18 protein-coding genes and 3 pseudogenes are annotated in these 23778 nt (G+C 70.4%); 6 read left to right on the top strand and 15 right to left on the bottom strand.

The annotated features are described in order from the left end of the window. A pseudogene (locus AOK09_RS22360) lies at window positions 1–335 on the top strand (LLM class flavin-dependent oxidoreductase); the annotation flags it as partial. Here the strand turns inward: AOK09_RS22360 and AOK09_RS22355 are convergent. Continuing rightward, window positions 284–802, bottom strand: coding sequence for a hypothetical protein (locus AOK09_RS22355; protein WP_157875992.1), 519 nt, complete (start codon window positions 800–802; stop codon window positions 284–286). The pseudogene AOK09_RS22360 and the gene AOK09_RS22355 overlap by 52 nt on opposite strands. 530 nt (window positions 803–1332) lie before the next feature. Between AOK09_RS22355 and AOK09_RS22350 the strand changes: the two genes are divergently transcribed. The 4 genes from AOK09_RS22350 (at window position 1333) to AOK09_RS22335 (ending at window position 6345) form a co-directional block, all read left to right on the top strand. Next, the gene (locus AOK09_RS22350) at window positions 1333–2697 is read left to right on the top strand and encodes a bifunctional o-acetylhomoserine/o-acetylserine sulfhydrylase (RefSeq protein WP_079063319.1); all 1365 of its coding nucleotides are present in this window, start codon (window positions 1333–1335) and stop codon (window positions 2695–2697) included. After that, the gene (gene metX / locus AOK09_RS22345; protein WP_217698463.1) at window positions 2694–3839 is read left to right on the top strand and encodes a homoserine O-acetyltransferase MetX; all 1146 of its coding nucleotides are present in this window, start codon (window positions 2694–2696) and stop codon (window positions 3837–3839) included. The genes AOK09_RS22350 and metX overlap by 4 nt, the downstream gene beginning before the upstream one ends. Window positions 3840–4048: 209 nt before the next feature. Beyond that, on the top strand, window positions 4049–4819 hold the full coding sequence (locus tag AOK09_RS22340) for a GNAT family N-acetyltransferase (protein ID WP_079063318.1): 771 nt from the start codon (window positions 4049–4051) through the stop codon (window positions 4817–4819). Next, window positions 4816–6345, top strand: a complete 1530-nt coding sequence (locus tag AOK09_RS22335; RefSeq protein WP_055589012.1) for an MFS transporter — start codon at window positions 4816–4818, stop codon at window positions 6343–6345. The genes AOK09_RS22340 and AOK09_RS22335 overlap by 4 nt, the downstream gene beginning before the upstream one ends. Before the next feature lie 39 nt (window positions 6346–6384). On the opposite strand, the gene AOK09_RS22330 is transcribed toward AOK09_RS22335, so the two are convergent. After that, complete coding sequence (locus AOK09_RS22330; RefSeq protein WP_055589011.1) at window positions 6385–6990, bottom strand: NADPH-dependent FMN reductase; 606 nt, start codon at window positions 6988–6990, stop codon at window positions 6385–6387. A 157-nt stretch (window positions 6991–7147) separates the two neighbouring features. On the opposite strand from AOK09_RS22330, the gene AOK09_RS22325 reads away from it, so the two are divergent. Next, on the top strand, window positions 7148–7996 hold the full coding sequence (locus tag AOK09_RS22325; RefSeq protein WP_055589010.1) for a helix-turn-helix domain-containing protein: 849 nt from the start codon (window positions 7148–7150) through the stop codon (window positions 7994–7996). A gap of 52 nt (window positions 7997–8048) precedes the next feature. On the opposite strand, the gene AOK09_RS22320 is transcribed toward AOK09_RS22325, so the two are convergent. The 13 genes and pseudogenes from AOK09_RS22320 to AOK09_RS22270 form a co-directional block, all read right to left on the bottom strand. Continuing rightward, the gene (locus tag AOK09_RS22320) at window positions 8049–8807 is read right to left on the bottom strand and encodes an amino acid ABC transporter ATP-binding protein (protein ID WP_055589009.1); all 759 of its coding nucleotides are present in this window, start codon (window positions 8805–8807) and stop codon (window positions 8049–8051) included. After that, a complete protein-coding gene (locus AOK09_RS22315; RefSeq protein WP_055589008.1) occupies window positions 8786–9685 on the bottom strand; it encodes an amino acid ABC transporter permease in 900 nt (299 codons plus the stop codon). The genes AOK09_RS22320 and AOK09_RS22315 overlap by 22 nt, the downstream gene beginning before the upstream one ends. A 6-nt stretch (window positions 9686–9691) precedes the next feature. Beyond that, the gene (locus AOK09_RS22310; protein WP_055589007.1) at window positions 9692–10600 is read right to left on the bottom strand and encodes an ABC transporter substrate-binding protein; all 909 of its coding nucleotides are present in this window, start codon (window positions 10598–10600) and stop codon (window positions 9692–9694) included. A 232-nt stretch (window positions 10601–10832) separates the two neighbouring features. Next, window positions 10833–10988, bottom strand: a complete 156-nt coding sequence (locus AOK09_RS43250) for a hypothetical protein (protein WP_157875991.1) — start codon at window positions 10986–10988, stop codon at window positions 10833–10835. 243 nt (window positions 10989–11231) lie between these two features. Beyond that, window positions 11232–12251, bottom strand: coding sequence for an LLM class flavin-dependent oxidoreductase (locus AOK09_RS22305; protein WP_055589006.1), 1020 nt, complete (start codon window positions 12249–12251; stop codon window positions 11232–11234). Window positions 12252–13295: 1044 nt separating this feature from the next. Beyond that, entirely contained in the window at window positions 13296–14381 is a 1086-nt protein-coding gene (locus AOK09_RS22300) for an LLM class flavin-dependent oxidoreductase (protein ID WP_055589005.1), read from the bottom strand. A gap of 104 nt (window positions 14382–14485) precedes the next feature. Next, a complete protein-coding gene (locus AOK09_RS22295) occupies window positions 14486–15361 on the bottom strand; it encodes a carbohydrate ABC transporter permease (RefSeq protein ID WP_055589004.1) in 876 nt (291 codons plus the stop codon). After that, complete coding sequence (locus AOK09_RS22290) at window positions 15358–16281, bottom strand: carbohydrate ABC transporter permease (RefSeq protein ID WP_055589003.1); 924 nt, start codon at window positions 16279–16281, stop codon at window positions 15358–15360. Before AOK09_RS22290 ends, AOK09_RS22295 begins: the two co-directional genes overlap by 4 nt. After that, on the bottom strand, window positions 16278–17576 hold the full coding sequence (locus AOK09_RS22285) for an ABC transporter substrate-binding protein (RefSeq protein WP_079063315.1): 1299 nt from the start codon (window positions 17574–17576) through the stop codon (window positions 16278–16280). Before AOK09_RS22285 ends, AOK09_RS22290 begins: the two co-directional genes overlap by 4 nt. A 15-nt stretch (window positions 17577–17591) precedes the next feature. Next, a complete protein-coding gene (locus tag AOK09_RS22280) occupies window positions 17592–20930 on the bottom strand; it encodes a glycoside hydrolase family 2 TIM barrel-domain containing protein (protein ID WP_063796031.1) in 3339 nt (1112 codons plus the stop codon). 346 nt (window positions 20931–21276) lie between these two features. Continuing rightward, window positions 21277–22443 (bottom strand): ROK family protein, encoded by a 1167-nt coding sequence (locus AOK09_RS22275; protein WP_107101414.1) that lies wholly within the window; start codon window positions 22441–22443, stop codon window positions 21277–21279. A gap of 512 nt (window positions 22444–22955) precedes the next feature. Next, window positions 22956–23102, bottom strand: a pseudogene (locus AOK09_RS39295) (ISAzo13 family transposase); the annotation flags it as partial. Between the two features lie 78 nt (window positions 23103–23180). After that, window positions 23181–23778 (bottom strand): annotated as a pseudogene (locus tag AOK09_RS22270) (hypothetical protein); the annotation flags it as partial.

The raw sequence follows: 23778 nt of genomic DNA, 5'->3' as shown, positions 1-23778 counted from the left end.
AGACCGTGCACGTCTTCGCCGACATCCTGGTGCACCTGGACGCCGAACCCGGCGCGGCCACGGCCCGACGTGAACGCCTGGACGAGACGCTGGGCACCGAGCACACCTCCGATGCGTTGATTTTCACCGGTACGCCCGCGGAGCTCGCCGATCTCCTCCAGGAATGGCAGCAGGCCGGGCTCACCGGCTACCGGCTCCGCCCGGCCACCACCGCACACGACCTCCCCGCCATCAGCACCGGGCTGGTTCCCGAACTCCAGCGGCGCGGTGCCTACCGCGCCGCCTACGCCGAGGACACCCTGCGCAGGCGGCTGGGTCTGGGCGACGCGCTCTGACCACCCGTCTGCCGGCCTGCGGCACACCGCCCATGGGCGTGCCGCTCCGCCGCCGGGCCTCCAGCGCCGCGTCGGCCACACCCGCCGCCGGCCGGACCCGGCCGCGCGCGTACAGGAACTGCGCCCCCGTACGGGGTGCCGGCCAACCCCTCGGGCAGCGGCGGCAGTCGGCGCTCCACCTCGGCCGTACCGCCGAGCGTGGCGGAGGACAGCAGCAGCGTCGCCAGCGGCGCGCCCAGCCACACGCCCCAGCCGTCCGGCGGGAGCAGTTCCAGCGCCTGACGGGCGAGTTGCTCGGCCGTCGCCACCTCACCCAGCCGCAACCGGATCTCCGCCAGGGTCGCCGTCAACAGCGCCTGCCACACCGGGATCCGGCGCGCGGTGACCTCCCGCAGCAGGCCCGCACACCTCGGCTCGGCCGGCTCCGCCCGGTCCGCGTACAACAGCACATACAGCGCGGACTGCAACGCCCCATCGGTAGTGGGGCTCAACGGCGTTGTCCGCAGCACCAGTTCGGCCGTGCGGACGTCCTCCGGAGTGCCGCCCGCCCCGCCGGGCCGATGCAAGCATGCGGCCGACGGCCTCCGGCGGGTTCCCGGGCGCCGTCGCCTCCATGCCGTGCGGCCACGCCTGCGCGGATCCGCGAGCGAGCACTCGACACGGGCAGCCGCCCGGCAGCGGGAAAACCTGGTGATCTTCGCCTCGGCTGTGCTTTGCTGGCTCCATGACCATGCTCGTGATCCGCCGCCACGTCGACTTCGTGCGCGTGACCACCACGGGCTGTTCCGCCGGGCGCTGACGCCGCGCCGCAGGCGTTCCACCGCATCTCCGCGGCCCTGATCACTCTGCCGTCGCACGCCTGACCGTGCGACCTGCGCCGTGCCGTGCGCCTTCCCGCCTTCGCCCCGCCGGGCCGCAGTGCGGCATCTCCGGCGTGCGGCGATCGGCGGCGCTTCCGCCTTCGCCTGCCGTGTGCAGGCCGCCCCCAGGGAGAACCATGAGCCAGCCCCTCGACTCCGTCACCGCTGCCCCCACCCCCGAGGAGACCCGGACGACCGGACCGGACACCTCCGGCTGGTCGTTCGAGACCAAGCAGGTGCATGCGGGCGCCGCACCCGATCCGGCCACCGGAGCCCGGGCGGTGCCGATCTACCAGACCACGTCCTTCGTCTTCCGGGACGCCCAGCACGCCGCCGATGTGTTCTCGCTCGCCGAGCCGGGCAACATCTACACCCGGATCCACAACCCCACCCAGGACGTGTTCGAGCAGCGGATCGCCGCGCTGGAGGGCGGTGTCGCCGCGGTCGCTCTTGCCTCCGGGCAGGCAGCCGAGACGCTGGCGATCCTCAACGTGGCCGGCGCCGGGGACCACATCGTCTCCAGTGCCTCCCTGTACGGAGGCACCTACAACCTCTTCCGCCACACCCTGCCGAGGTTCGGCATCGAGGTGAGCTTCGTCGACGACCCCGACGACATCGAGGCGTGGAAGGCAGCGATCCGGCCCACCACGAAGGCCCTGTTCGCCGAGACCCTGGGCAATCCGCGCGGCAATGTGCTGGACGTACGCGCGGTGGCGGACGCCGCCCACGAGGCGGGCCTTCCGCTGATCGTGGACAACACCGTGCCGACGCCCTTCCTGCTGCGGCCGATCGAGCACGGCGCGGACGTCGTGGTGCACTCGGCCACCAAGTTCCTGGGAGGACACGGCACCACCATCGCGGGCGTGGTCGTCGACGGCGGCACCTTCGACTTCGGCGCGTACCCGGAGCGGTTCCCCGGGTTCACCGAGCCCGACCCCAGCTACCACGGCCTGCAGTACTGGCCCGCGCTCGGGCCCGGCGCCTTCGCGGTCAAGCTCCGCGTCCAACTGCTGCGCGACCTGGGACCGGCCCTCTCGCCGAACTCCGCCTTCCTGCTGCTGCAGGGAGTGGAGACGCTCTCGCTGCGCATCGAGCGGCACTCCGCCAACGCGCTGGCCCTCGCCGAATGGCTGGAGCAGCGCGACGAGGTGGCCGCGGTGCACTACCCCGGGCTGCCGTCCAACCGCTGGTACGAGGCCGGGCGCCGCTACCTGCCGCGCGGGGCTGGAGCCGTGCTCGCGTTCGAGCTGCAGGACGGGGTGGAGGCGGGCAAGCGCTTCGTCGACGGGGTGGAGCTCTTCAGCCACCTGGCCAACATCGGGGACGTCCGCAGTCTGATCATCCACCCGGCATCCACCACGCACAGCCAGCTCGACCCGGAGCAGCTGGCGGCCACCGGTACCGCGCCCGGACTGGTGCGGTTGTCGGTAGGCATCGAGAACATCGCCGACCTCAAGGCCGACCTGGAGGCCGGCTTCCGTGCGGCGAAGGGGGCTTCCTGACCGCGCAGGCGGACCGGCCTGCCCTGTCCCTGCCCGTCCACGGCGGCTGGCGGGAGGGGGACCCGCCGGGCCGCCGCCAGTGGCAGGTGCGCAACCGGCCGCTCGTCCTGGAGGCGGGCGGCGAGCTGCCGCAGCTGCGGATCGCCTACGAGACCTGGGGCCGGCCGGCCGAGGACCGCTCCAACGCCGTCCTGGTCCTGCACGCGCTCACCGGTGACAGCCATGCGGCGGGTGCGGCCGGCCCCGGGCACCCCACACCCGGCTGGTGGGACGCCCTGATCGGGCCGGGGCGGGCCCTGGACACCGACCGCTGGTTCGTCGTCGTGCCGAACGTCGTCGGCGGCTGCCAGGGCACCACCGGTCCGTCCTCGTCGCGCCCCGACGGGCGCCGGTGGGGCAGCGCCTTCCCGTTTCTGACGCAGCGTGACCAGGTGGCCGCCGAGGTCTGGCTGGCCGACGCCCTCGGGGTCGACCGGTGGGCGCTGGTGGTCGGCGGGTCCATGGGCGGTATGCGTGCCCTGGAGTGGGCTGTGACCCACCCCGGCCGGGTACGGCGGCTCCTGCTGCTGGCCTGCCCGGCCGCGGCGACCGCCGAGCAGATCGCCTGGGCCGCGGTCCAGCTGCAGGCGATCCGCTCGGACCCGCAGTGGTACGGCGGGGACTACCACGACCGGCCGGGCGCCGGCCCGCACGCCGGACTGGGGCTGGCCAGGCGGCTCGCACACATCACCTACCGCAGCGAGTTCGAACTGCAGACGAGGTTCGGGCGTCTGAACCAGGAGCCGGAGGACCCCTGGCGGGGCGGCCGCTACCAGGTGGAGTCCTATCTGGACCACCATGCGGCCAAGCTCGCCCGGAGGTTCGACGCCGGCAGCTATGTCGTCCTGACCGAGGCGATGAACAGCCACGACATCGGCCGCAGCCGGGGCGGCACCGCCGCGGCGCTGCGTCGGATCACCGCGGACACGCTGGTCGCGGCCGTGGACTCGGACCGGCTGTATCCGCCGGCTCAGCAGGCGGAGCTCGCCGCGGGCATCCCGGGCGCCGACCGGGTACGGCTCATCGAGTCGCCGTACGGCCACGACGGTTTCCTGATCGAGACGGGGCAGGTCGCCTCGCTCGTCGGCGAACTCGTGGTCTGACGCTCACCGCACGGTGCACCGCCACCTCCGAAAGGAAAGCCGCTTCCGGTCCGACACGACGGCTGAGCAGCCAACACCCACGCACGGACAGACCGCCCGTCCACTCCTTGCCCGTCCCGCGTCCGGGACGGACCTTCGTCCCGGACGGTGGGCGGGCGAACCACTGCCCAGGACGACCGCCTCCCGAGGGACGGAGAACCTTCACCACCATGGCCGCGCAGACCCATCCGACCGCCACGACACCGACCGCCACGGCACCGACTGCCACGGCACCGACTGCCACGACACCGACCGCCACGACACCGCACGTCCTGGACAATCCCGCCTGGGCCGCGCTGTCCGGCCCGCACCGCCGATTCGCCGAGATCCGCGGCCGCGCCGCCCGCTACCCGTCGGACGTCACCCCGTTCGTCGCCCTCGCCGACCCGGCGGATCCCCAGGCCTGGGACGACCTGGCGGCACTGGTCGGCCCGGGCACCGCGACCTCCCTGCCGAGGACGCTGCCGCCCGAGGGATGGGAGGTGCTGTGGACCATCCCGGGCGTGCAACTGGTCGACACCGGACTGCGCGCCGAGCCCGATCCCGCGGCCGTACGGCTCGGCCCGGCCGACGTGCCCGAGATCCTGGACCTGATCGCCCGCACCGAACCCGGCCCCTTCCTGCCCCGGACCGTGGAACTCGGCAGCTACCTCGGCATCCGCCACCAGGGCCGACTGATCGCCATGGCCGGCGAGCGGCTCCGCCCGCCCGGCTGGACCGAGATCAGCGCCGTCTGCACCGATCCGGCCCACCGCGGCAAGGGGCTGGCCACCCGCCTGATCCGCGCGGTCGCGGCCGGCATACGGGAACGCGGGGACGTCCCCTTCCTGCACACCGCCGCCTCCAACACCGGCGCGATCCGGCTCTACGAGTCGATCGGCTTCACCCTGCGCCGCCACACCCTGTTCGGCCAAGCCCGCACCCCCGGCCACCCGGGATGACCGGCAAGGCATCCCACGTCGCAGGGGCCCGCCGCCCGCACCACAAGAACGGGCTCGGCCCGGCCCACCGCCGGGTGCTCGCCGTCTGCATGGGCGCCGGGTTCACCACCCTGATCGACCAGTCCGTCCTCAACTTCGCCCTGCCCGACCTGCGCGGTTCACTGCAGGCCGGCGCCACCGAGGTGCAGTGGATCGTCGCCGGGTACTCGCTCGCCTTCGGGCTGGCCCTCATTCCCGGCGGCCGCCTCGGCGACCTGCACGGCCGCAAGCCGTTCTTCATCGCCGGGATCGCTGTCTTCACCGCGTTCAGCGCCCTCGCCGGAGCCGCGGACCAGCCGTGGATGGTGATCCTCGCCCGGCTGCTCCAGGGGCTGGGTGCCGGACTGGTCAACTCCCAGGTGATCGGGACCATCCAGGATGTGTTCAGCGGTCAGGACCGGGCACGGGCACTGGGTCTGTACGCGGTGACCGGCGGCGTCTCCGGGGCGCTGGGTCCGCCGCTGGGCGGCGCTCTCATCGCCGCCGCCGGCCCCGGCCTGGGCTGGCGTCTGACGTTCCTGCTGAACGTCCCCTTCGGCCTGGTCACCCTGCTGCTGGCGGTCCGCTGCCTGCCCCCACCGCGCGGCCGCGCCGGGCACGCCGATCTGGACCTGGTCGGCCTGGTACTGGTGGGCGCCCTCACCCTGACGGTGATGCTGCCCTTCATCCAGTCCTCGGCCGGCGCCGGCCCGCTGCTCTGGGCCCTCCTGGCCTGCCTGCCGGCGGCGGCCCTGGCCGGATGGCAGCGACGCTACGCCCGGGCCGGGCGCCGTCCCCTGGTGCACCCCGCGCTGGTGCGGTCCGCGCCCTACCGGCTGGGCACCGTGGTCGCCATGGCACAGTTCGGCTCTGGCATCGCCTCCTCGCTGGTGCTGGCGCTGTTCCTGCAGGACGGCCTCGGCATGCCCGCGGTGGCCGCCGCCGCCGTCAGTCTGCCCTCGGCCCTGGCCATGATCCTCAGCTCCGCACTGGCCTGGCGGGTCGTACCCCGGTTCGGCAGGCATACGGTCACGGTGGGCCTGCTGCTCTCCCTGTGCGCACTGCTGACATGCGGCCTGACCGGCCTGCTCACCCCGCGTTCCGCACTGCCGCGGGCTCTGGCGCTGACCCAGTTCTGCTCCGGCCTGGCCTCGGGGATCGTCGTCTCGCCCAACCAGGCGTTCGTGCTCCGGCACGCACCACGGGAGGCCGCCGGTGTGGCCGGCGGCCTCCTCCAGATGTCCCAGCGCATCGCTGCCGCCGTCTGCGTCTCCGCCGCGTCCGGCGTCTATCTCCGCGGCGCCTCGACGGATCTGGCGGCACACCGCCATGCCTACTGGCATGCCGTACTCGCCTGCGCCGCGGTCTCCGCCGTCGGCCTGACCGTCTCCCTCCTGGCCGCCCGAACCCCGGAGCCCGTGCCCGTGGAGGCCGCTCAGGACGCCGTTCGGGACGCCGTTCAGCAGCGGCGCCCGGTACCGGAGCCCCACCATGACCCTTCGGGGTGAGCACGGCGCAGCCGCATCGGGCGCCGGGGGCGGGGCCCGCTACCCGGCCTGGAGGTAGGGGCGGTCACGGCGGGCGTCGCGAAGGACCGAACCCCACCACTGCAACTGGTCGAGCACGAGCTTGGCAGCGCCTTCCGGGCCCTCCGGGTCGAGGAGGGTTCCCTCGGGGGAGAAGAGCATGTAGTAGCGGGGGAAGGAAACGTAGTCACGCACGGTGTGGGCATGCAACTCGTTGAAGACCTGGCGCAGTTGCTCGATCGCCAGCAGTCCTCCGCTGGCGCCGCTGTACCCGACGAACCCGACCGGCTTGGCCTGCCACTCGGTGTAGTGCCAGTCGATGGCGGCCTTCAAGGAGGCCGGAAAGCTGCGGTTGTAGTCGGGCGTCACCACGACCACCGCATCTGCGGCCCTCAGCCGCCGGGTCAGTTCGGCCATCCCCGCGGGACGGGTCGGTTCGGGCTGGACCGCCGGGGGCACGGGCGGCAACTGGAGGGGGATGTCGATGTCCGCGAGGTCGATCACGTCGACCGCGAACGCACCGTGCCGTTCGGCCTGCTGGGTGAACCATGTGGTCACCACCGGGCCGAAACGGCCTTCCCTGACGCTGCCGATGATCACTGCGAGGTTGAGCCGTGCACTGGACATGGGTGTGCTTCCTCGTTGCGGGATGGTGTGGGTCACCGGCCCCGACCGGGGCCGGTCACTCCAGCCTGACGGCCCGTCGGAGACTGGGGGAGGCCGGGCGGAGACTGGTAGTGGCACGGCCACGATCCGGTCCGGTACGGGGTGCTACGTTCGGTGAGTGGGCGACAACGAGTTGGGTCTTTTCCTGCGGCTGCGCCGCGAGGGCGTCACCCCGGCCGAGGTGGGGCTGCCGGCCGGGCCGCGCCGCCGCACGCCGGGGCTGCGCCGCGCGGAGCTGGCGACCCTTGCCGGGGTCAGTGTCGAGTACGTGACGAGGCTGGAGCAGGGCCGCGACCGGCGGCCCTCGCCGCAGGTGCTGTCGGCGCTGGCGGACGCGCTGCGGCTCACCACCCGCGAGCGGGTCCATCTGCACCGGCTCGTCAAGGGCGCCGATCCGGGCTTCAGCTGCAGGGGAGGAGCCGGGCCCAACAGGGTGGTGCGGCCCACCGTGCGGGCACTGCTCGACCGGTTGGAACCGACGCCCGCCGTGCTGGTGAACCGGCTGAGCGAGATCCTGGCCTGCACGGACGGGTACCGGCGACTGGTCGAGCCGGTCGGACTGCTGGACGGCGTCCGGCCCAACCTCGCACGCTATGTCTTCACCGATCCCCGGGCACGTACCGCCTACCCGGACTGGGACCGCGTCGCGGACGACCAGGTCGCCGCGCTCAAGCAGGGGCCCGGACAGTCCGACACCCAGGTCGGCGAGCTGATGGACGAGTTGACCGTGTCCTGCGGGGCCGAGTTCGCCGGGCGTCTGGAGACGCTGCCGGGCCTGCCGAAGACCAACACGGTCCTGCGCCTGGTCCACCCGGAGCTGGGCGAGCTGCGGCTGGCATCCGAAAGGCTGGAACTGTCCGCCGACGACGACCAGCGCCTCCTGGTCCACCTGCCGGCCGACGAGGCGACCGCCGCCGCCCTCGACCGCCTCTCCGGCCGCCGCCCGGGCGCCCTCCGGGCCGTCTGACCGCTCCGGCCGCCCAACGAGGCTCCGGGAGCCGTTTCGCGTGCCGCCCCGCTCAGCGGTCCAGCACGCGGGAGAGGAAGCGCCGGGTGGCGGGGTGCCGGGGGTCGGTCAGGACCTGCTCGGCGGTTCCCTGCTCACGGACCACGCCGTCCTCCAGAAAGCAGACGCGGTCGGCGGCGTGGCGGGCGAAGCCCATCTCGTGGGTCGCCATGAGAATGGTCATTCCGCGCTGCTTGAGATCGGTGACGACGTCCAGGACCTCGCCGACCAGTCCGGGGTCCAGCGCCGAGGTGATCTCGTCGAGGAGAAGCAGCTCCGGCCCGGTGGCGAGGGCCCGGGCTATCGCGGCTCGTTGCTGCTGCCCGCCGGAGAGCCGCTCCGGGTGGTCCGCCGCCTTGTCGGCCAGGCCGAGCCGGTCCAGCAGTTCCCGCGCGGTCTCCTCGGCCTGCGCCCGGGGTACGCGGTGGACCCGGCGCGGCGCGAGGGTGATGTTGTCCAGCACACTCAGGTGCGGAAAGAGGTTGTACGCCTGGAAGACGATGCCGATGCGGCGACGTACCAGGTCCGCGTCCAGCCGGGGGTCGGTCAGCTCGGTGTCACCCAGGTGGACGGTCCCGTCGTCGACGACGTCGAGCAGGTCCACGCAGCGCAGCAGCGTGGACTTGCCGGAGCCCGAGCCGCCGATCAGGCAGACCACCTGGTGCTCGGCGACGTCCAGGTCCACCGAGCGCAGCACCAGGCGGGAGTCGTAGCTCTTGCGCAGGCCGCGGATCCGCAGCAGGGCCTCGCTCACCGGCCGGTCTCCGTCCATGCACGCTGCGCCGCCCGCCGCTGCAGCCGGTCGGCGACCCGGGTCAGCGGCACGGTCACCGCGATGAACAGCAGCGCGGCGGCGAGATAGGGGGTGTAGTTGAAGTCGTAGTCGGCCTTGATCTGCGCGGCGCGCAGCGCCTCGAGCGGGCCGAGCACCGCGACCAGGGCGGTGTCCTTCTGCAGGGCGATGAAGTCGTTCAGCAGCGGCGGCAGCACGTTGCGCACCGCCTGCGGCAGGACCACGTACCGCAGGGCCTGCGGCGTGCTGAGCCCCAGGGCGCGGGCGGCGTTGCGCTGCGCCGGGTGGACCGACTCCAGCCCGGCCCGCAGTACCTCCGCCACGTACGCGGTGTAGGAGAGGACCAGAGCGATCACCCCGAGCACCCACGGCTGCGACGGCGTGCCCTGCAGCCGCAGGGCCGGCAGGCCGAAGCCCACCAGGAAGACCAGCAGCAGGGTCGGCACGCCGCGGAAGACGTCGACGTACACCGTGGCGGCCAGCCGCAGCGGCTGCAGGCCGGGCGCCCGGGTCACCCGCACGAGTGCCACCAGCAGTCCGAGGACCAGGATCAGGACCTCGGCGATGAGGAACATCCGTACGTTCAGCCAGAAGCCGTCCAGGACCTCGGGCAGGGCGTGACGGAACTCGGCGCCGTCCAGGAAGAGCGCGTGCACCCGCTCCCAGCCGGGGGAGGCCACCGTGGCCGCCGCCACGGCGGCCACGAAGGCGATGGTGCACAGGGCGGCGGTCCAGCGGTTGCGCCGGTCGCGGGCACGCCGGAACTGTCGGCGCTCCTCCTCACGGGGACTGCGCCGGTAGTCCCCGTCGGCTGTCTGCGGCCGCTGCTCCGGCTCGGCCGTGGTGCCGTGTTCCATGACCGGTCACTGACCGAGTCGGGGGACGTTCGCCGAGGCGGACAGCCAGCGGTCGGTGAGTTGCTTGAGGGTGCCGTCGGTCTTCAGAGCCTCCAGGGCCCGGTTGAGACACGTGGTCAGGCCGCTGCCCTTGGGCAGCAGCAGGCCGAACTCCTCGGGAGCGCCGCCGCTGTAGTCGAACTGGCCGAGGATCCGGCCGTGTCGGAGCTCCGCGCTCGCGAGGTAGAACACGGTCGGCAGATCGGTGACGAGTGCGTCGATCTGGCCGTTCTGCAGGGCGCGGATCTCGTCGTTGGTGGTGTTGAAGATGCTCGGCCGGTGGGTGGGCGCGATGCGGTCCAGGACGGCCTGATAGCTGGTGGTGGCGACCTGCACCCCGATCCGGGCGTCCTTCAGCGCGGCCAGCGAGTCGGCCTTCGCGTACCGCGAGCCGTCCAGCACCAGGACTCCCTGGCCGGCGGTGTAGTAGCTGGTGGAGAAGTCCACCGCCTTGGCCCGCTGCGGGGTGACCGAGATCTGGTTGATGTCGAAGTCGAAGTTCTTCGGGCCCGGGGCGTACGAGTTGTCGAAGGGCTCGACGGTCCACTTCACCTGGTCGCGGTCGAAGCCCAGCTTGGCGGCGACCGCGTACGCCACCGCGCTCTCGAAGCCCTGCCCGTTGGCGGGCTTGTTGTCGACGAACCACGGCTCGTAGGCCGGGGAGTCGGTCGCGACGGTCAGCTGCCCCTTCCGGTGGAGGGCGGGGCTGTCGGGGGAGCAGTCGGCGCCGGTCGGCGAGGAGGCGGTTGCGGGGCCGGTCGAGGACGACGCGGTGGTGGCCGAGGCGACGGGCGCGTCCGGCTGGGGGGCGCAGGCGGCCGCGGTGAGGGCGACGGCACCGGCGAGGGCGGCGAGGAGTCTGCGGGTGCGGGACACGGGAGGATTCCTTCTCGTGGGTCCGGAGGGTCGGGTACGGGCGGAGCCGGCCGAAGCGGCGCTCAGCGACACAGGTCGGCGGCGCAGCGCACGTGGTCCACGTGGCGGCGGCGTACCAGCGGAAGCGGTCCGGACATGCGGTGCAGCATTGCGGCGGCGAAGCCCCGGTGTCAATCGCATTGGTCACCGCTCGGCAGTGCATGACGTGCGGTCAACTGCCCTGAACCGGCGTTCATCCGGCGACAGGTAGCGAGGGACCGGCGCCGCCACCGTCGGATCCCTCCTGCCGGTCGTCTCCGTGGCGCTGGGCGCGGACGTCCTCGGCGAGCAACCCGGTCTGCGGGTGATCGCGGGTGCAGCGGTTGTACTCGCCGGTGGTTGCCGTCACCCGGTGGCGGAGACGCGCGCCGTCTTCCGCGCCCGTGGCAGACGTGGCCCGCCGGCCTTGAACCGCCGGATCACACCGCGAACCGCTGCCGCCGGCGTTCGGGGCAAGGGCCGTGCTCCCCTCGCGGCAGGTACGGCCCGACAACCTCCTGTCCTCGTCCGTCGGTGCACTCGCGCCACACAGGGCGATCCAGGGGGCCATCAGGCCGCGGCACGAGGGCAAACCCCGACGCGACGGCGCGCCTCAGTCGGCGGGTCGCCAGCCGAGTGCCGGGCCGAGCTTGGTGGCGATGTCGGTGAGAATCTGGACGTAGTCGCTGTGGTCGAAGCTGAACGGCAGCGCGAAGGCCACCTCGTTCACCTCGCGGAAGGCGGCGTGCGCGTAGAGCTGTTCGGCGATCCGGTCGGAGGTCCCGACGAGATCGGGGGCGAACATCAGGCGTGCCGGGCCCTGCGGGGTGGCGGTGCGCGGTGTCCGCTTCCGGACGTACTCCTGGTACTTCGCGCGCTGCTCGGCGGAGGCGGAGTCGGTGGGGATGACCACCAGTCCCTGGGAGACCCGGGCGTGGTCGCCGTCCGGGTGGTGGGCGCGGAACCTGCGGATGTGCGACAGCTGGATTTCGGCGAAGTCCTCGGACTCCTCGGCCTTCACCACACTGCTGGTCAGGAAGTTCATGCGGTTCTCACCCGCCCACTGCGCCGACCGGAGGCTTCCGCCGCCGTACCACATGCGGCCGCCGAGGCCGGGGGAGTGCGGCTGGACTCGGTCGGAGAACACCTCGAAGCCCTCGACACCGCTGAAGCGGGTCGCCGGTACACCGCGTACGAAGTCGAGCAGGCGCCGCACCCGGTCGTGGCCGAAATCCTCAAGGTCCGCCGTTTGCGGGTAGAGCACGTCCTTGACCTGGTCATAGTGCATGGGAGGGCCGACGCTGACACCCGGGTTGAGGCGCCCCGAGGAGAGCAGGTCCACGGTCGCCAGATCCTCGGCCAGCCGCAGCGGGTTCTCCCACCCCAGGGGTATGACCGCGGTGCCCAGGTCGATGCGGCGGGTGCGCTGCGAGGCCGCCGCCAGTACGGTCAGGGGGGAGGAGATGCCGAACTGCAGATGACGGTGCCGTACCCAGGCGCTGTCGAAGCCCAGCTGCTCGCCCCGCTCGATGATCTCGAGTGTCGACTCGTGGCCCCGGCGAGGGTCGGAGGCGTCGAACAAGCCGATGGTCAGGAATCCGAGCTTGCGCAACGGTTCGGAGCTCTGGGGCACGGTCTTCTCCTACGTCGTGCGCGGCAGGCGCGGCGGCACGCCGGTGCTCTGCCGGGGGTCTCAGGTGGTCGTCGTACGGGCCTGCCCGCGGGCTGCCGCAGGGGAACGCGGATCCGTGGGTTGGGGGCCTACCCTCGGCGGCGACACGCGACGGACCACACGCGACGGAAATCGACGGGGCCGCGGATGGTGAGGAACGGCGTACTGCCCATGCGCACATCGCAACAGCAGACCCGGGGATGTGTCAATCCGACCGTCGGCACGGCCGGTGCGCTGTTCTTGCGAGTCCTGACGCCCCGCAGAGCGGCGATCCACGGTGTGCGCGAGCCACGAGTTTCGGTGTCCAAGCCCTGGCCGGCCGGACGGCAACCCTCGACTCAGCGGTGTGAACGGTGAGCGGCTCCGCGATGCCGTCGGCGGTCGTCAGCTGCGGTTGAAGCCGGTGGCCGGGTCCTGGAGGACGAGGCTGAGCCTCGTCCTTCCCGAATGTGACCACTACCCCGCCGAGGAAGCGCCCGAGGCGATGCCGGCGGCACTGACCGCGTTCCTGGCCCCCTACCGTGACGGCCGGACCGCATCGGACGTCCCCGGGCGCGGGCCGCCGAAGGCCGGTGGCGCTGACGGACTGTGATTGCGTCTCGGTAGCACCGCCGGCGGCCTGGCCAGGGTACGGCGACGGGTAGCGGTCGAAAATTCCCACACCACGGCGGGTTGGCCGCGTCGGTGGCGCAGTCGCCGTCGGCAGGCCCGGCCACCCCCGTCGGTACCTCGACGATCAGCAGTGACCACGTCGTCGTCCAGGCGGAGGGCTACGGTCCGTTGACCAACATCTTCACGCCCTGCCCGACCGGGGGAGGTGGCCCCGATGGTAGGGGGCGTTACTGCGCCGACTGACATGTTGAAGCAGCCAAGCGGTCTCGCTCATCGCCTCAGTCGCGTCCTGGAAACGCGTTCACCTGCTGGGGTTACGGATAGTGAGTCCAACTGCTCCGTGCCCCATCGGATGTACGCCAGAGCCATGAATGCAATGATGCCCCAAGCGGCTCAATGTAGACCGTGGGAAGAAGAGCGACGGGGGAGCAGCGGACCGTGTTTCAGCCTGGGGAGCACGTACCGGGCGAACAGGTCGCTTTCCGTCGCATGCGGGTAGCCCGAGAGGATGAACGACTCCATGCCGAGGTCGGTATAGGCCTGGAGCTTTGCGAGTACCTGGTCGGGGTCGCCGACGATGGCCGCGCCTGCGCCCGAGCGCGCGCGGCCGATGCCCGTCCAGAGGTTCGCCTCGGCATATCCGTCGTCGTCGGCGGTTTCACGCAGTTCGGTCTGTCGTGCTGTTCCCGCCGACGAGGTGTCGAGGGATCGGCTGCGGATGCGTTCGCCGGTGTTCGAGTCGAGCCGGGAGACCAGGCGGCGTGCTGCGGCCCGTGCCTCTTCCTCGGTGGCTCGTACGATCACGTGGGAGCGGTAGCCGAAACGCAGTTCCCGGCCGTAGCAGGCGGCCCGTTCCCGCATGTCGGCTATGACCTCCGTAACGGCGGGCAGCGTGTCCGGCCACATCAGGTACACATCGGCTTCCCGGGCGGCGACGTCGCGTGCCGCCTCCGACAGTCCGCCGAAATAGAACGGCGGGCAGCCACCCGGCGTCGGGCACAGGCGCGGCGGGTCGACGGTGAGGTCGACGAACTCGCCGTGGAAGTCGACGGGCCGACCGTTCAGCAGATCTCGGAGCACCCGCATGATCTCACCGGTGCGGTGGTAGCGATCCGCGGACGGGAGGTTCTGTCCGGGTGGGTTGGAAGAGATGATATTGACGGTGAGCCGACCGCCGAGCATCTGGTCGATCGTCGCAAGCTGCCGTGCCAACTGCGGTGGCCACATCTCGCCCATCCGCACTGCCAGCAGCAGTTGTATCCGTTTCAGTTGCGGAGCTATCGCGGCCGCGAACGCGAGCGAGTCGATTCCCATCTCGTATCCGGAGGGCAGGAGCAGATTGTCGTACCCGGCCTCCTCCGCGCCGAGCGCTATGCCGCGGCAGTGTTCCCAGCTGGACTGCAGGGCGCGCTCGGAGACCCCCAGGAATTCGTAGTCGTCGTCGCAGAGGGCTGCGAACCACGAGACCTCAGATGCCATCGGACATTCCCATCTCTGTTGTCGGGTGCCCCGCCGGGGCCGGGGTAGTCGAACAGTGAACGCGAACCGGGCGCCGTGGTCGCCCGGTCCACCTGCTGATGTGCTCAAGTGCCCGCGAAGGCGCCCGCGGTCATGCCTCGGACCATGAAGCGCTGAACCGCGAAGAAAGCGATGACGAGCGGCAGGCTGGTGATGAGCGCGGCGGCCATCATGCCGCCCCAGTCGGTCTTGAACGTGCCGCTGAAGCTCTGCATCAGTCCGGCGGGGAGGGTCTGCCGTGAGTCGGTGCTGGCCAGGGTCAGCGGGTACAACAGGTTGTTCCAGGTGTTCATGAAGACGAACACTGCGGTGGTGACCAGTCCCGGCACCGAGAGCGGGACGACGACCCGGAACAGCACACCGAGCCGGCCGTTTCCGTCGACCCGCGCGGCCTCCTCGATCTCGCGGGGCATCGCGTCGAAGAAGCCTTTCATCATCCAGGCACCGAACGGCACGGAGAAGGACGTGTAACCGATGATGAGCCCGAGATAGGTGTTCAGCAGATGCGCCTTGAGCAGCAGCAGATACAGCGGCCCGATGAGGACGACGAGGGGCAGCATCTGGGTGGCCAGTACGGCAATGCTTGTGACCCCGGTGAGTCGGTAGCCGCCTCTGGAGAAGCCGTACCCGCACAGGGTGGACACCACCACGGCCACCAGTGCCGAGACGAGTGCGGTGAACATGCTGTTGAACAGGTATGTTCCGAACGGGACGGTGCCGGTGAACAGCGCGCGGAAGTTCGCGAAGGTGAACGAGTGCGGCCACAGTGTCGGGTCGAGACGGGTCGCCTCCAACGGAGACTTGAGCGAGGTGGCGGCCATCCAGTACAGCGGCCACAATGTCCACACCGCGAACAGCGCGACGGTCACCACGACGCACACCCGAGTGAACCAGGCGCGGCGGCCACCGCGATGCTTGGTGGGCCTCTCTTCCACGGTCACGCGGACCTCCTTCGCAGGACCCTGACGAACACCACCGCGACCGCGAGCAGCAGCACCAGCCACACGGCGCCGACCGTGGAGGAGTATCCGAGGTCGTAACTGGTGAAGGCGAGCCGGTACACGTACACCACCAGGGTCGTGGTGCCGTACGCGGGTCCACCCCCGGTCATCGTCCAGATGAGGGGGAAGTTGTTGAAGTTCTGGATCACCATCAGCAGCGTCCCGACCAGGGCCGCGTCGCGCAGGTACGGCAGCTTGATCCGCCGGATCAGAGTCCAGCCGCCGGCCCGGTCGATCCGCGCCGCCTCGACGACCTCCGGCGGTATCGCGCCGAGCGCAGCAGTGAACACCATGAGGAAGAACGGCGCCTGGGACCAGATGTTCGCGATGACCACCGAGATCATCGGCCAGTAGCCGCCGGTCAGCCACGGGACGGCGGTTCCGGTGGTGTGCGTGCGCAGCAGAACGGCGTCCACGACACCGCCCTGCTCATCGAACATGAAGCGGAACAGGAACCCCACGACGATCACCGGCACCGCCCACGGGGTCAGCAGTGCGCCGCGCAGTACGCGCCACGGGCCCCGGAGCCGCTCGGTGACCAGGGCCAGTGTGAGCCCGATGAGCATGGCACCCAGAACCGATGCGGCGGTGTAGACGACCGTGTTCCGCAGGGCCTGCCAGAACACGGTGTCCGACGCCAGACGATGGTAGTTGCGCACGCCGATGAACGAATGCTCCGGGTTGAACAGCGGATAGTCGTAGAACGAGGTGAGTACGGTCCGGATGATCGGATAGGCGATGACGACAGCGAGGATGACCAGCGCGGGCAGAGTCATCCAGTCGAGCCACGGCTCGCCCCGGCGGCTGTTGCGCCGGGGCGGCCGTGCCGTGTCCGCCGCAACGGGGGCGTCGACGGTCATTTGAGTGCAGACTCCAGGTCCGACTGGAGACCCGAGGTGATCGAGTCGATGGACTGCGAACCGGTCATCGCGCTCTGGACGGAGGACATGATGGGCGAGTACGCCTTGGCGTAGTTCGAACCCCACTCCGGCCTGGTCACGAGGGGAACGATGTCGTCCCGGAAGGACTTGGCGATCGGGTTGTCGAGCAGCTTCGCCGCGTCACCGGTGAGGGTGGCCACCGGAGGCAGCGAGCCCTCGGACTTGATCGTGTACTGGATACCGGCCGGCGACGTGGAGAGAAACTGGATGAACTCCCAGGCAGCCTGCTGGTGCTTGCTGCTCTTGAACAGCACGAGCTGGTGGTCGGTCGGAACGCTGAAGTGCGGCCGGCCGTCCGTGGTCGGCAGCGGCACCACACCCCAGGTGTCGGAGAACTGCTGGTCGGTCACCTTGCTGGTGGACTGGACGACGCTCTTCAGGTAGGGGCCGTCGACGGTGAACGCCACCTGGTCCGAGGCGGCAGGCTGGCGGAAGAAACCGGCCTTCTGGTTGGCCGGGGTGTATCCGCTCTTGGCGATCTGCCGCGCGAAGTCAAGGTAGGACTTCACGCCGGACGAGTCGGCGGCCGGTGTCGTTCCCTGATACGGCTGTCCGCCGAAGCTCTTGATGATCGGCCAGTTGGTGTCCAGGCCGAAGGCACGGTTGGTGCTGTCCAGGCCGAAAGCGATGATCTTCGGGTTCTTGCGATGCACCGCCTCCGCGTCGGCCAATAGGTCGTCCCAGGTGGCGGGCGGCTTGGACGGGTCCAGCCCGGCGTCCTTCAGGATCTTCTTGTTGTACCAGAGGCCGATCGGTCCGACCGTCCACGGGACGGCGACGAGTTTCCCGCCGACCTCGCCGAGCTGCAGCTCCGCGGGGATGATCGACTGCTTGTACCCGGAGCCGGCGAGTTCGTCCAGCGGCTGCAGCGCCTGGGTCTCGGCGGTGGTCAGGGTGTCGTTGCCGGCGAGTTCGGCGACGTCCGGTGCATTGCCGGACTGGACCTGGAGGAGAAGCCGCTGCCCGATGTCGGTGAACGAGATGGGCTCACTCTTGATCTTGATGCCGGGGTGGGTCCGTTCGAACTCACTGATCAGCGTCCGCAGCCCCGCCTGCGTGGCGGGCTCCGCGTCGGCCCAGTTGGCGAAGGTGATCGTGGTCGTGGTCGCGCCGGCGCTGTCCGAACTTCCACCACAGGCCGTGGTGAGCAGGCCGAGTGCAAGCACGCCTGCCAGAGCCGGTAGCGTCCGACGGAGCGGGTTGTGGGTTGTCATGGGTGTGTTCTCTCCCTATCCGATTGCTGTGGCGAAGACGTGCATCGCGGTGATCCGGCCCGAGCCGAACGAACCGGCGGGCAGCGTCACCGCGGCCACGGTCCTGTTCGCGTCGATCGATGCCTTCGTGTAGAAGAGGTAGAGCGGCTGCGGCCGCTGGCCGCGCGGCCTGCCCTCGGTACCCTTCGAGTTGCAGTACGACGTCGCGGCGACGGTCTCGTTGCCGGCCTCCGGCGCAGCCCAGTAGTTCTCCAGGAGAAGCGGGAAATCGCTCGTCGATCCGTCGGTGTAGTGGATCGTCCCGGTTCCGGAGAGCGAGGTGCTGCTGCTGGCGCCGATGAATCCGATCTTCGTTCCCGAGCCGCTCAGCGCGATGGTCTGACCGGTCGCGATGACGTTGTCCAGCTCGCCGGACGAGGTGTCGGGCCAGGTGAAGGTGAGCCCGTCATGGGTGACCGAGGCGCCGCGCGCAAGACCTGCCGAGGCGAGTGCCTGCGACGAATAGGTGTTGCCCACGCCGTCGAAGTCACCGGCGTCGATGTCGTTGTCGTCGGTGATGCCCCGGTTGTTCCGCGCGGCCGTGAAGGACGCATGGGGCACTTGGAGATCGAACTGTGCGTGGCTGACGTTCTGTTCGTCGTGCCCGGTGTAGGCCGCTGTCACCTTGATGGTGGCCGTCTGGCCCGGTGCCGCGTCGGCGGGGGCGGTCACCCGCCAGCCGACCTGCAGCGTCTTCCCGCTCTGCACCGCGGTGAACGCGGTGGGCGTCGTCGGCACCGCCTGCCAGCCGTCCGGGGCCTGAACGGTCAGTGCCAGACGCTGCAGGGTCGGGTTGCCGTTGTTGGTGAAAGCCCCGGCGATCTCGATGGAGTCGCCTGCCAGGACGAGTCCCGGCGTTGCCTGTACGGACAGCGTCCCGTAGGGCACCGGAGGACCCCCCGGAACGGTCTGCCGGACCCTGAGGTCGACCTGGGCCGACCCGAGCGTCGGGTGCACGGCGCGGACGGTGACCGTGCCGGGCGAGTTCCGCAGCGTCCGGATCCAGACCGCCGCCGCGCCCCCGGTGTCGGCGAACGGGAACGGGTTGTCTCCGACCAGTGCGGCAGGGCCGCTCACAAAGAGCTCGACCTGACCGCCGGCGTACGGGCGCGGCGCGCCGTACTTGTCCACCGCCCGGAACACCACCCGGGTGGCGTCGGAGCCGTCGCCGACCAGCTCCTGATCGTCCGCCTCCACCAGGAGCCGGTCCCCGGCGGGATCGGCCGAGAAGCTCCGGGAAGCAACCTGCCGGTCACCGAGATAGCCGTCGATGCGCAGTTCCGGGAGCAGGGAGCCGTCCACACCGCTGAAGTCGACGAACGACGGCGGATAGGCCAGGTTCCCGTAACCCGTGGTGTCGGGTGTCACGGTCGCGTGGTGCCGGTCGCCGACGTAGATCTCCAACCGGTCGAGGTTCGAGCAGATCATCGCGGCCGACAGACCGGTGACCGGCGAGACCGGGCCGAAGTCCCAGTAGAATGCGGGCTGGATGACCGGCCGGTCGGCAGGATCGACCTGCGACTGGTAGATCGCGGCACCGGGCTTGAGCACCCGGAACAGGTCCGCGACCCCGATGTACTTGACGCCCTGGAACTGGTTGCCGTTTCCGGACGGGTAGTCGTAACCGCCCCAGGCGATCAGTCCGCAGTACCGGTCGTCCGACGCGGCGATGTTGTGCACCCGGGCATGCGCGGTGGCCTGCCCCTGCTGGACGTCCTGGGGCTCGGTACGGCGGTAGTACTTCGCCGGGCCGGAGAGGGCTCCCACCGCCTCACTGACCAGGTACGGGCGGTCGGTACGGGGTGCCTGCAGCTCAGGCCGCTTCTTGCCGTCCGGGCCGGTGCTGGAGGAGTAGTCGTTCTGCGAGAAGACGTCCTCGACGTAGTTGGGCGTGTTGTGCTTTCCGTTCATCGCGCCGACGGTGGGGCGGGACGGGTCGAGGGAGTGCGCAAGGTCGTTGGTGCGCGTGTAGAAGGGGACGTCGTCCGCCGTCTCGTTCAGGCGCGAGCCCCAGATGACGATGGACGGGTGGTTGCGGTCGCGGCGCACCATCGTGCCGACGTCGCGCACTGCGGCGTCCTTCCACGCGTCGTCGCCGAGGTAGCCCCAACCGGGTGCCTCCTCCCAGACCAGCAGTCCCAGTTCGTCACAGGCATCGAGGAATGCCTCCGACTGCGGGTAGTGCGAGCAGCGCACGATGGTGCAGTTCAGATCATTGCGCAGGATCTCCGCGTCCTTGCGCTGCACACGGTCCGGCATCGCCCCTCCAGCGAAGGGGAAGAACTGGTGCCGGTTGAGACCGAAGAGCTGGAGCCGGCGGCCGTTGAGAAAGAAGCCCTCCTTGGTGAACCGGGCATCACGGAACCCGATCCGCACCCCGTAGTCGTGCAGCGGTGCACCGCCGACCTCCAGGGTCACGACGACGCCGTACAGGCGGGGACGGTCGACATCCCACAGGACGATGTCGTCGAGGCCGGTCAGCGACGTGGTCACGGTGGTCTGACCAGGCTGTGGGATCGCCACTTCGATGGCCGAGGAGGCAATCGTGGCGGGTCCGTCGCGCAGTTCGGCGACGACGCGCGTGCGCTGCCCTGCCGCGGCAGCGGCAGCCGCCGCGTCCAGCGTGACCTGCACCTCGACCGCGCGCTGGGCGGCGTCCAGTACGTTCGTCGGCCGGGCGAACACATCCGCGACGAAGATCTGCGGCACCGCGCGCAGGCGCGCCTGCCGGTAGATGCCGCCGGGCTGCCAGAAGTCGACGGACACCGAGGCTTGCCCGGGCCGGTCCGGCGGGACGTCGATGCCGAAGGTCGAGTCGAGCCGGACGGCGAGCACGTTGTCCTTCGCCTGCACCAGGTCGGTGATCTCGTGGCTGAACGGCAGGTAGCCGCCCTGGTTCCGGCCCGTCACCTGCCCGTTGACCGCGACGGTCGCCCCGGTCAGCGCGCCGTCGAAGTCGGCGAACAGTCTCAGCCCGGCCAGTTCGGCCGGGATGTCGAAGTGCCGCCGGTAGATCCAGTTCTTCTCCCAGGACGTCGGGTCCCACTTCTGCCAGGACAGGGGGGTCACCGTGTGGGGAAGGGTGACTCGCTCGAACTGCCCGTCGTCGAAGCCGGGCTGGTCGGAACCGCTGCTGAACTCGCCACCGAACAGCCAGTCCGCGCTGAGCGGCAGCGTCCGCGCTGCCGCTCCCGGCTCCGGCTCGGTCTCGGCTGCGTACGCCACACCCGGACGACCGAGAACCGCCAGCAGGGTTGCGGCGGCGGTCGCCTGTACGAACGAACGCCGGGAGAGCCCCGGTGCCGTCTCCGTCATCTCATACTCCAACTTTGAGGTCGATGGGGGGATTACGGACTGCGCTCAGGACCAGGAGGAGGATCCAGGCGCAGCACAAAACCGCTGTGCGTCTTCTGTGCGTCTTCGTGGTCGAACCATGAACGGCCATGGGGCGGCCCGCCATGGCCTCGTCGGCGCGGTTGTGGACCCGACCCGTGCACACGCTCCCCGAAGCCCTGCCTCAGCAGGTGTTCGGTACGGGGTCGGAGAGGCTCTACCAGGGAGCCGGCCCTGAACAGCCGACGACAGCAACTCGCTAAGAGACATGGGGCATTACGTGAGGAACAGCGACCCATGCCCCGACATAGAGCTCGGCTGACCCCTGCTATCCGGCGGTAGGGGAATACCCGGTAAGCAACGGGGTCTCGTGAAGGGCCAGTGCGACCGCGCCCAGCGCACCTCCTTCGTCACCCAGCTGCGCCGTCCGCAGCCGCAGCTGCTTCATGACGGGCCGAAGGACCTTCGTTTGAAGTTCCTCATGGACGGCTTCGGTGAGCAGGCGTCCGACGCGCGCCATCTCCCCGCCGATGACCACAAGTTCCGGGGAGAGGACGTTGCACAGGCCGGACAGCACATGGCCCAGAGGTCGAGCAACGCTCCTGACCGCATCCGCGCTGTCCTGGTGCCGCGGCGCGGAGGGATCAGTCGCGGCGGTCAGAAACTCCTCAACCGACTCCGGACCGGTGTCACGGTATCCGGCCCGGCGCATGACCGGCGGCAGCGACGCATACTGCTCCAGGCAACCGCGACCGCCGCAGCGACACGCCGGACCGTCCAGTGCCACCGGGACATGCCCCACCTCGCCGGCCGTACCCGCGGACCCGCGAACCAGCCTGCCGCCCAGCACCAGCCCGCCGCCGACTCCAAAGGAAAGCTGGACGTACACCATGTTCCCGGCAGCGGCCCCCGCTCCCTGCGCGGCCTCCCCGAGAGCGGTCAGCCGCGTGTTGTTCTCCACCAGCACGGGCACCCCGTAACGCTCACCGAAGGCACGAGACACTTCGACAGCCAACCCACTGGGTCGCTCTCCTGTCTCCGTACCGTCAGCAATGGGCTGCGGACCGGTGATTCCCACGCCAATCCGCTCCAGACCACCCAAGGTCACACGCCCGTCGCTGACCATCTCGGCGAGCAGCCCGAGCGCGAGATCAAGACGGTCCGCCCACGGCCGACCGAGTTCGTACGGTCGTGCAGCCGAACCGATCACCCGATGCGCGGCGTTGACCACCACAACGCGCACCCTTCGGTGGTGAAAGTCGACACCCACGATCTGCCCCGCACCCGGGTCCAGGCGCAGCACCTCGGCCGGCCGCCCTCGAACCCCCTGTGCCTCGGAGCGCTCGGCCATCACCACACCGTTTGACAACAGCGTGCCCGTGATGTCCGAAAGCGACGTCCGCGACAGTCCGATCAACTCGCCGAGCTGGGAGCGAGTGAGCGCGCCGTGACGGCGCAGCAGACTCACCACCTCGGCCTCGTGCGCACGGCGCATGCGAGCGAGAGGACTGGGACGACTCGTTGTCATGCGGGGGAGCATGTCTTCCGGAGGAAATAACGTCAATGCTCCGGAGGATTGGTCGGCACTGCCGGCGGGACAGCGTTTGCACCGGAAAATCCCGCTTTTCCATCACAGAAAACCTCCGGAATCGGCAGCACATCACCCGCGAAGCAACAAACGATGTTCATACTCCGCAACAAGGCGTTCACATACCCAGAGGCTGCAGATCGTGTGCCGGTCAGAAACTCCCGCCGCGGGGACCAGGCCCGCCTGGTTGCGGGCCGAGACGCTCGGGGAGGCTGTTCTGTGGACTGTTGCGCACGGGTGATCCGGTGGCCACGGGCGTGGGTCGTGTCCGCCAGAGGTGGCGCTGGCAGCGTGTTGCTGCTCCGTGACGGCGATGACACGGAAACGGATGTGGCGGCAGGCGGATCCGCGAGACGATCGCAACATGAGCGAGGTCGTGTCGATGTCCGACCCGCGGGTGGCGGCCGTGCCGTTGCGGGAGAACGGCGAGCGGCTCGCACCCCACCGTGACCGAGCAGCCCCGCCTCGGCCGCCACCGCCAGACGCCGCTGCCGCTCGTTCAGATGGGGTAGCAACACCGCGAAGCGGCAGCGGAGTTGGGACAGCATTGCCTCCGTGATCGCCATACCGGATCAACGAGTCGATGCCCCGAAGCAACAGGTTGCGTCTCCCACGCAACCGGTGCCGCATACGCCGCACGGAGGTCAGGAGGGGCGAGCGGACCGCGCCGAGAGCGCGCCGGCACCGGGTGCGCGATCCCGCAACGTGACTGCGACCGACACAACGGCGCCGCAGGAGAGGACCGCCGCGAAACCGATCATCGCGGTCTGCACGGCAAAGTGCCGCAGGGCGATGCTGAACAGAACGGACGGCAGGCCCATTCCCAGGTACGCGACGACGAAGAACACAGCGAGGACCCCGGCGCGTGAGGCGGGCTCGGCCACCGAAACGGCACGTTCGACGCCTCCCTTGAACAGCAGCCCGGAGCCGGCTCCCGACAGGGACACGGCGACCAGGTAAAGCCAGAGCGCCGGGTGGTAGAGGGCGACGGCGCACAGGACCAGCCCGACCGGAAAGACCACTGCCCCCACGGTCAGGAGGCGGGGCAGTGGGAGGCGGCCCAGCACCAGCTGGGCGGCCGCCGCGGAACCGAACATGAGGAAGGCCGCGAGGCCGACGACGAGGTGCGAGTCGGTGTGCAGGGTGCCGTGGAGCACGCTCGCCCCGAGGGAGGAGATCAGGCCGAGGATCGCGAACGCGAAGGCGCCCAGTGCGCCGGCCGCGCCGAACGCCCGCCGGCCG

Source organism: Peterkaempfera griseoplana, assembly GCF_001418575.1.
Lineage (GTDB): Bacteria > Actinomycetota > Actinomycetes > Streptomycetales > Streptomycetaceae > Peterkaempfera > Peterkaempfera griseoplana.
The sequence above is the reverse complement of the archived record's forward strand: the minus strand, read 5'-3'. Positions and strand labels throughout refer to the sequence as shown.

Coding starts and splice junctions, on each gene's coding strand:
- AOK09_RS22350 (WP_079063319.1), top strand. CDS start 1,333: ATGAGCCAGCCCCTCGACTCCGTCACCGCTGCCCCCACCCCCGAGGAG.
- AOK09_RS22340 (WP_079063318.1), top strand. CDS start 4,049: ATGGCCGCGCAGACCCATCCGACCGCCACGACACCGACCGCCACGGCA.
- AOK09_RS22335 (WP_055589012.1), top strand. CDS start 4,816: ATGACCGGCAAGGCATCCCACGTCGCAGGGGCCCGCCGCCCGCACCAC.
- AOK09_RS22330 (WP_055589011.1), bottom strand. CDS start 6,990: ATGTCCAGTGCACGGCTCAACCTCGCAGTGATCATCGGCAGCGTCAGG.
- AOK09_RS22320 (WP_055589009.1), bottom strand. CDS start 8,807: ATGGACGGAGACCGGCCGGTGAGCGAGGCCCTGCTGCGGATCCGCGGC.
- AOK09_RS22315 (WP_055589008.1), bottom strand. CDS start 9,685: ATGGAACACGGCACCACGGCCGAGCCGGAGCAGCGGCCGCAGACAGCC.
- AOK09_RS22300 (WP_055589005.1), bottom strand. CDS start 14,381: ATGGCATCTGAGGTCTCGTGGTTCGCAGCCCTCTGCGACGACGACTAC.
- AOK09_RS22290 (WP_055589003.1), bottom strand. CDS start 16,281: ATGACCGTCGACGCCCCCGTTGCGGCGGACACGGCACGGCCGCCCCGG.
- AOK09_RS22285 (WP_079063315.1), bottom strand. CDS start 17,576: ATGACAACCCACAACCCGCTCCGTCGGACGCTACCGGCTCTGGCAGGC.
- AOK09_RS22280 (WP_063796031.1), bottom strand. CDS start 20,930: ATGACGGAGACGGCACCGGGGCTCTCCCGGCGTTCGTTCGTACAGGCG.
- AOK09_RS22275 (WP_107101414.1), bottom strand. CDS start 22,443: ATGCGCCGTGCGCACGAGGCCGAGGTGGTGAGTCTGCTGCGCCGTCAC.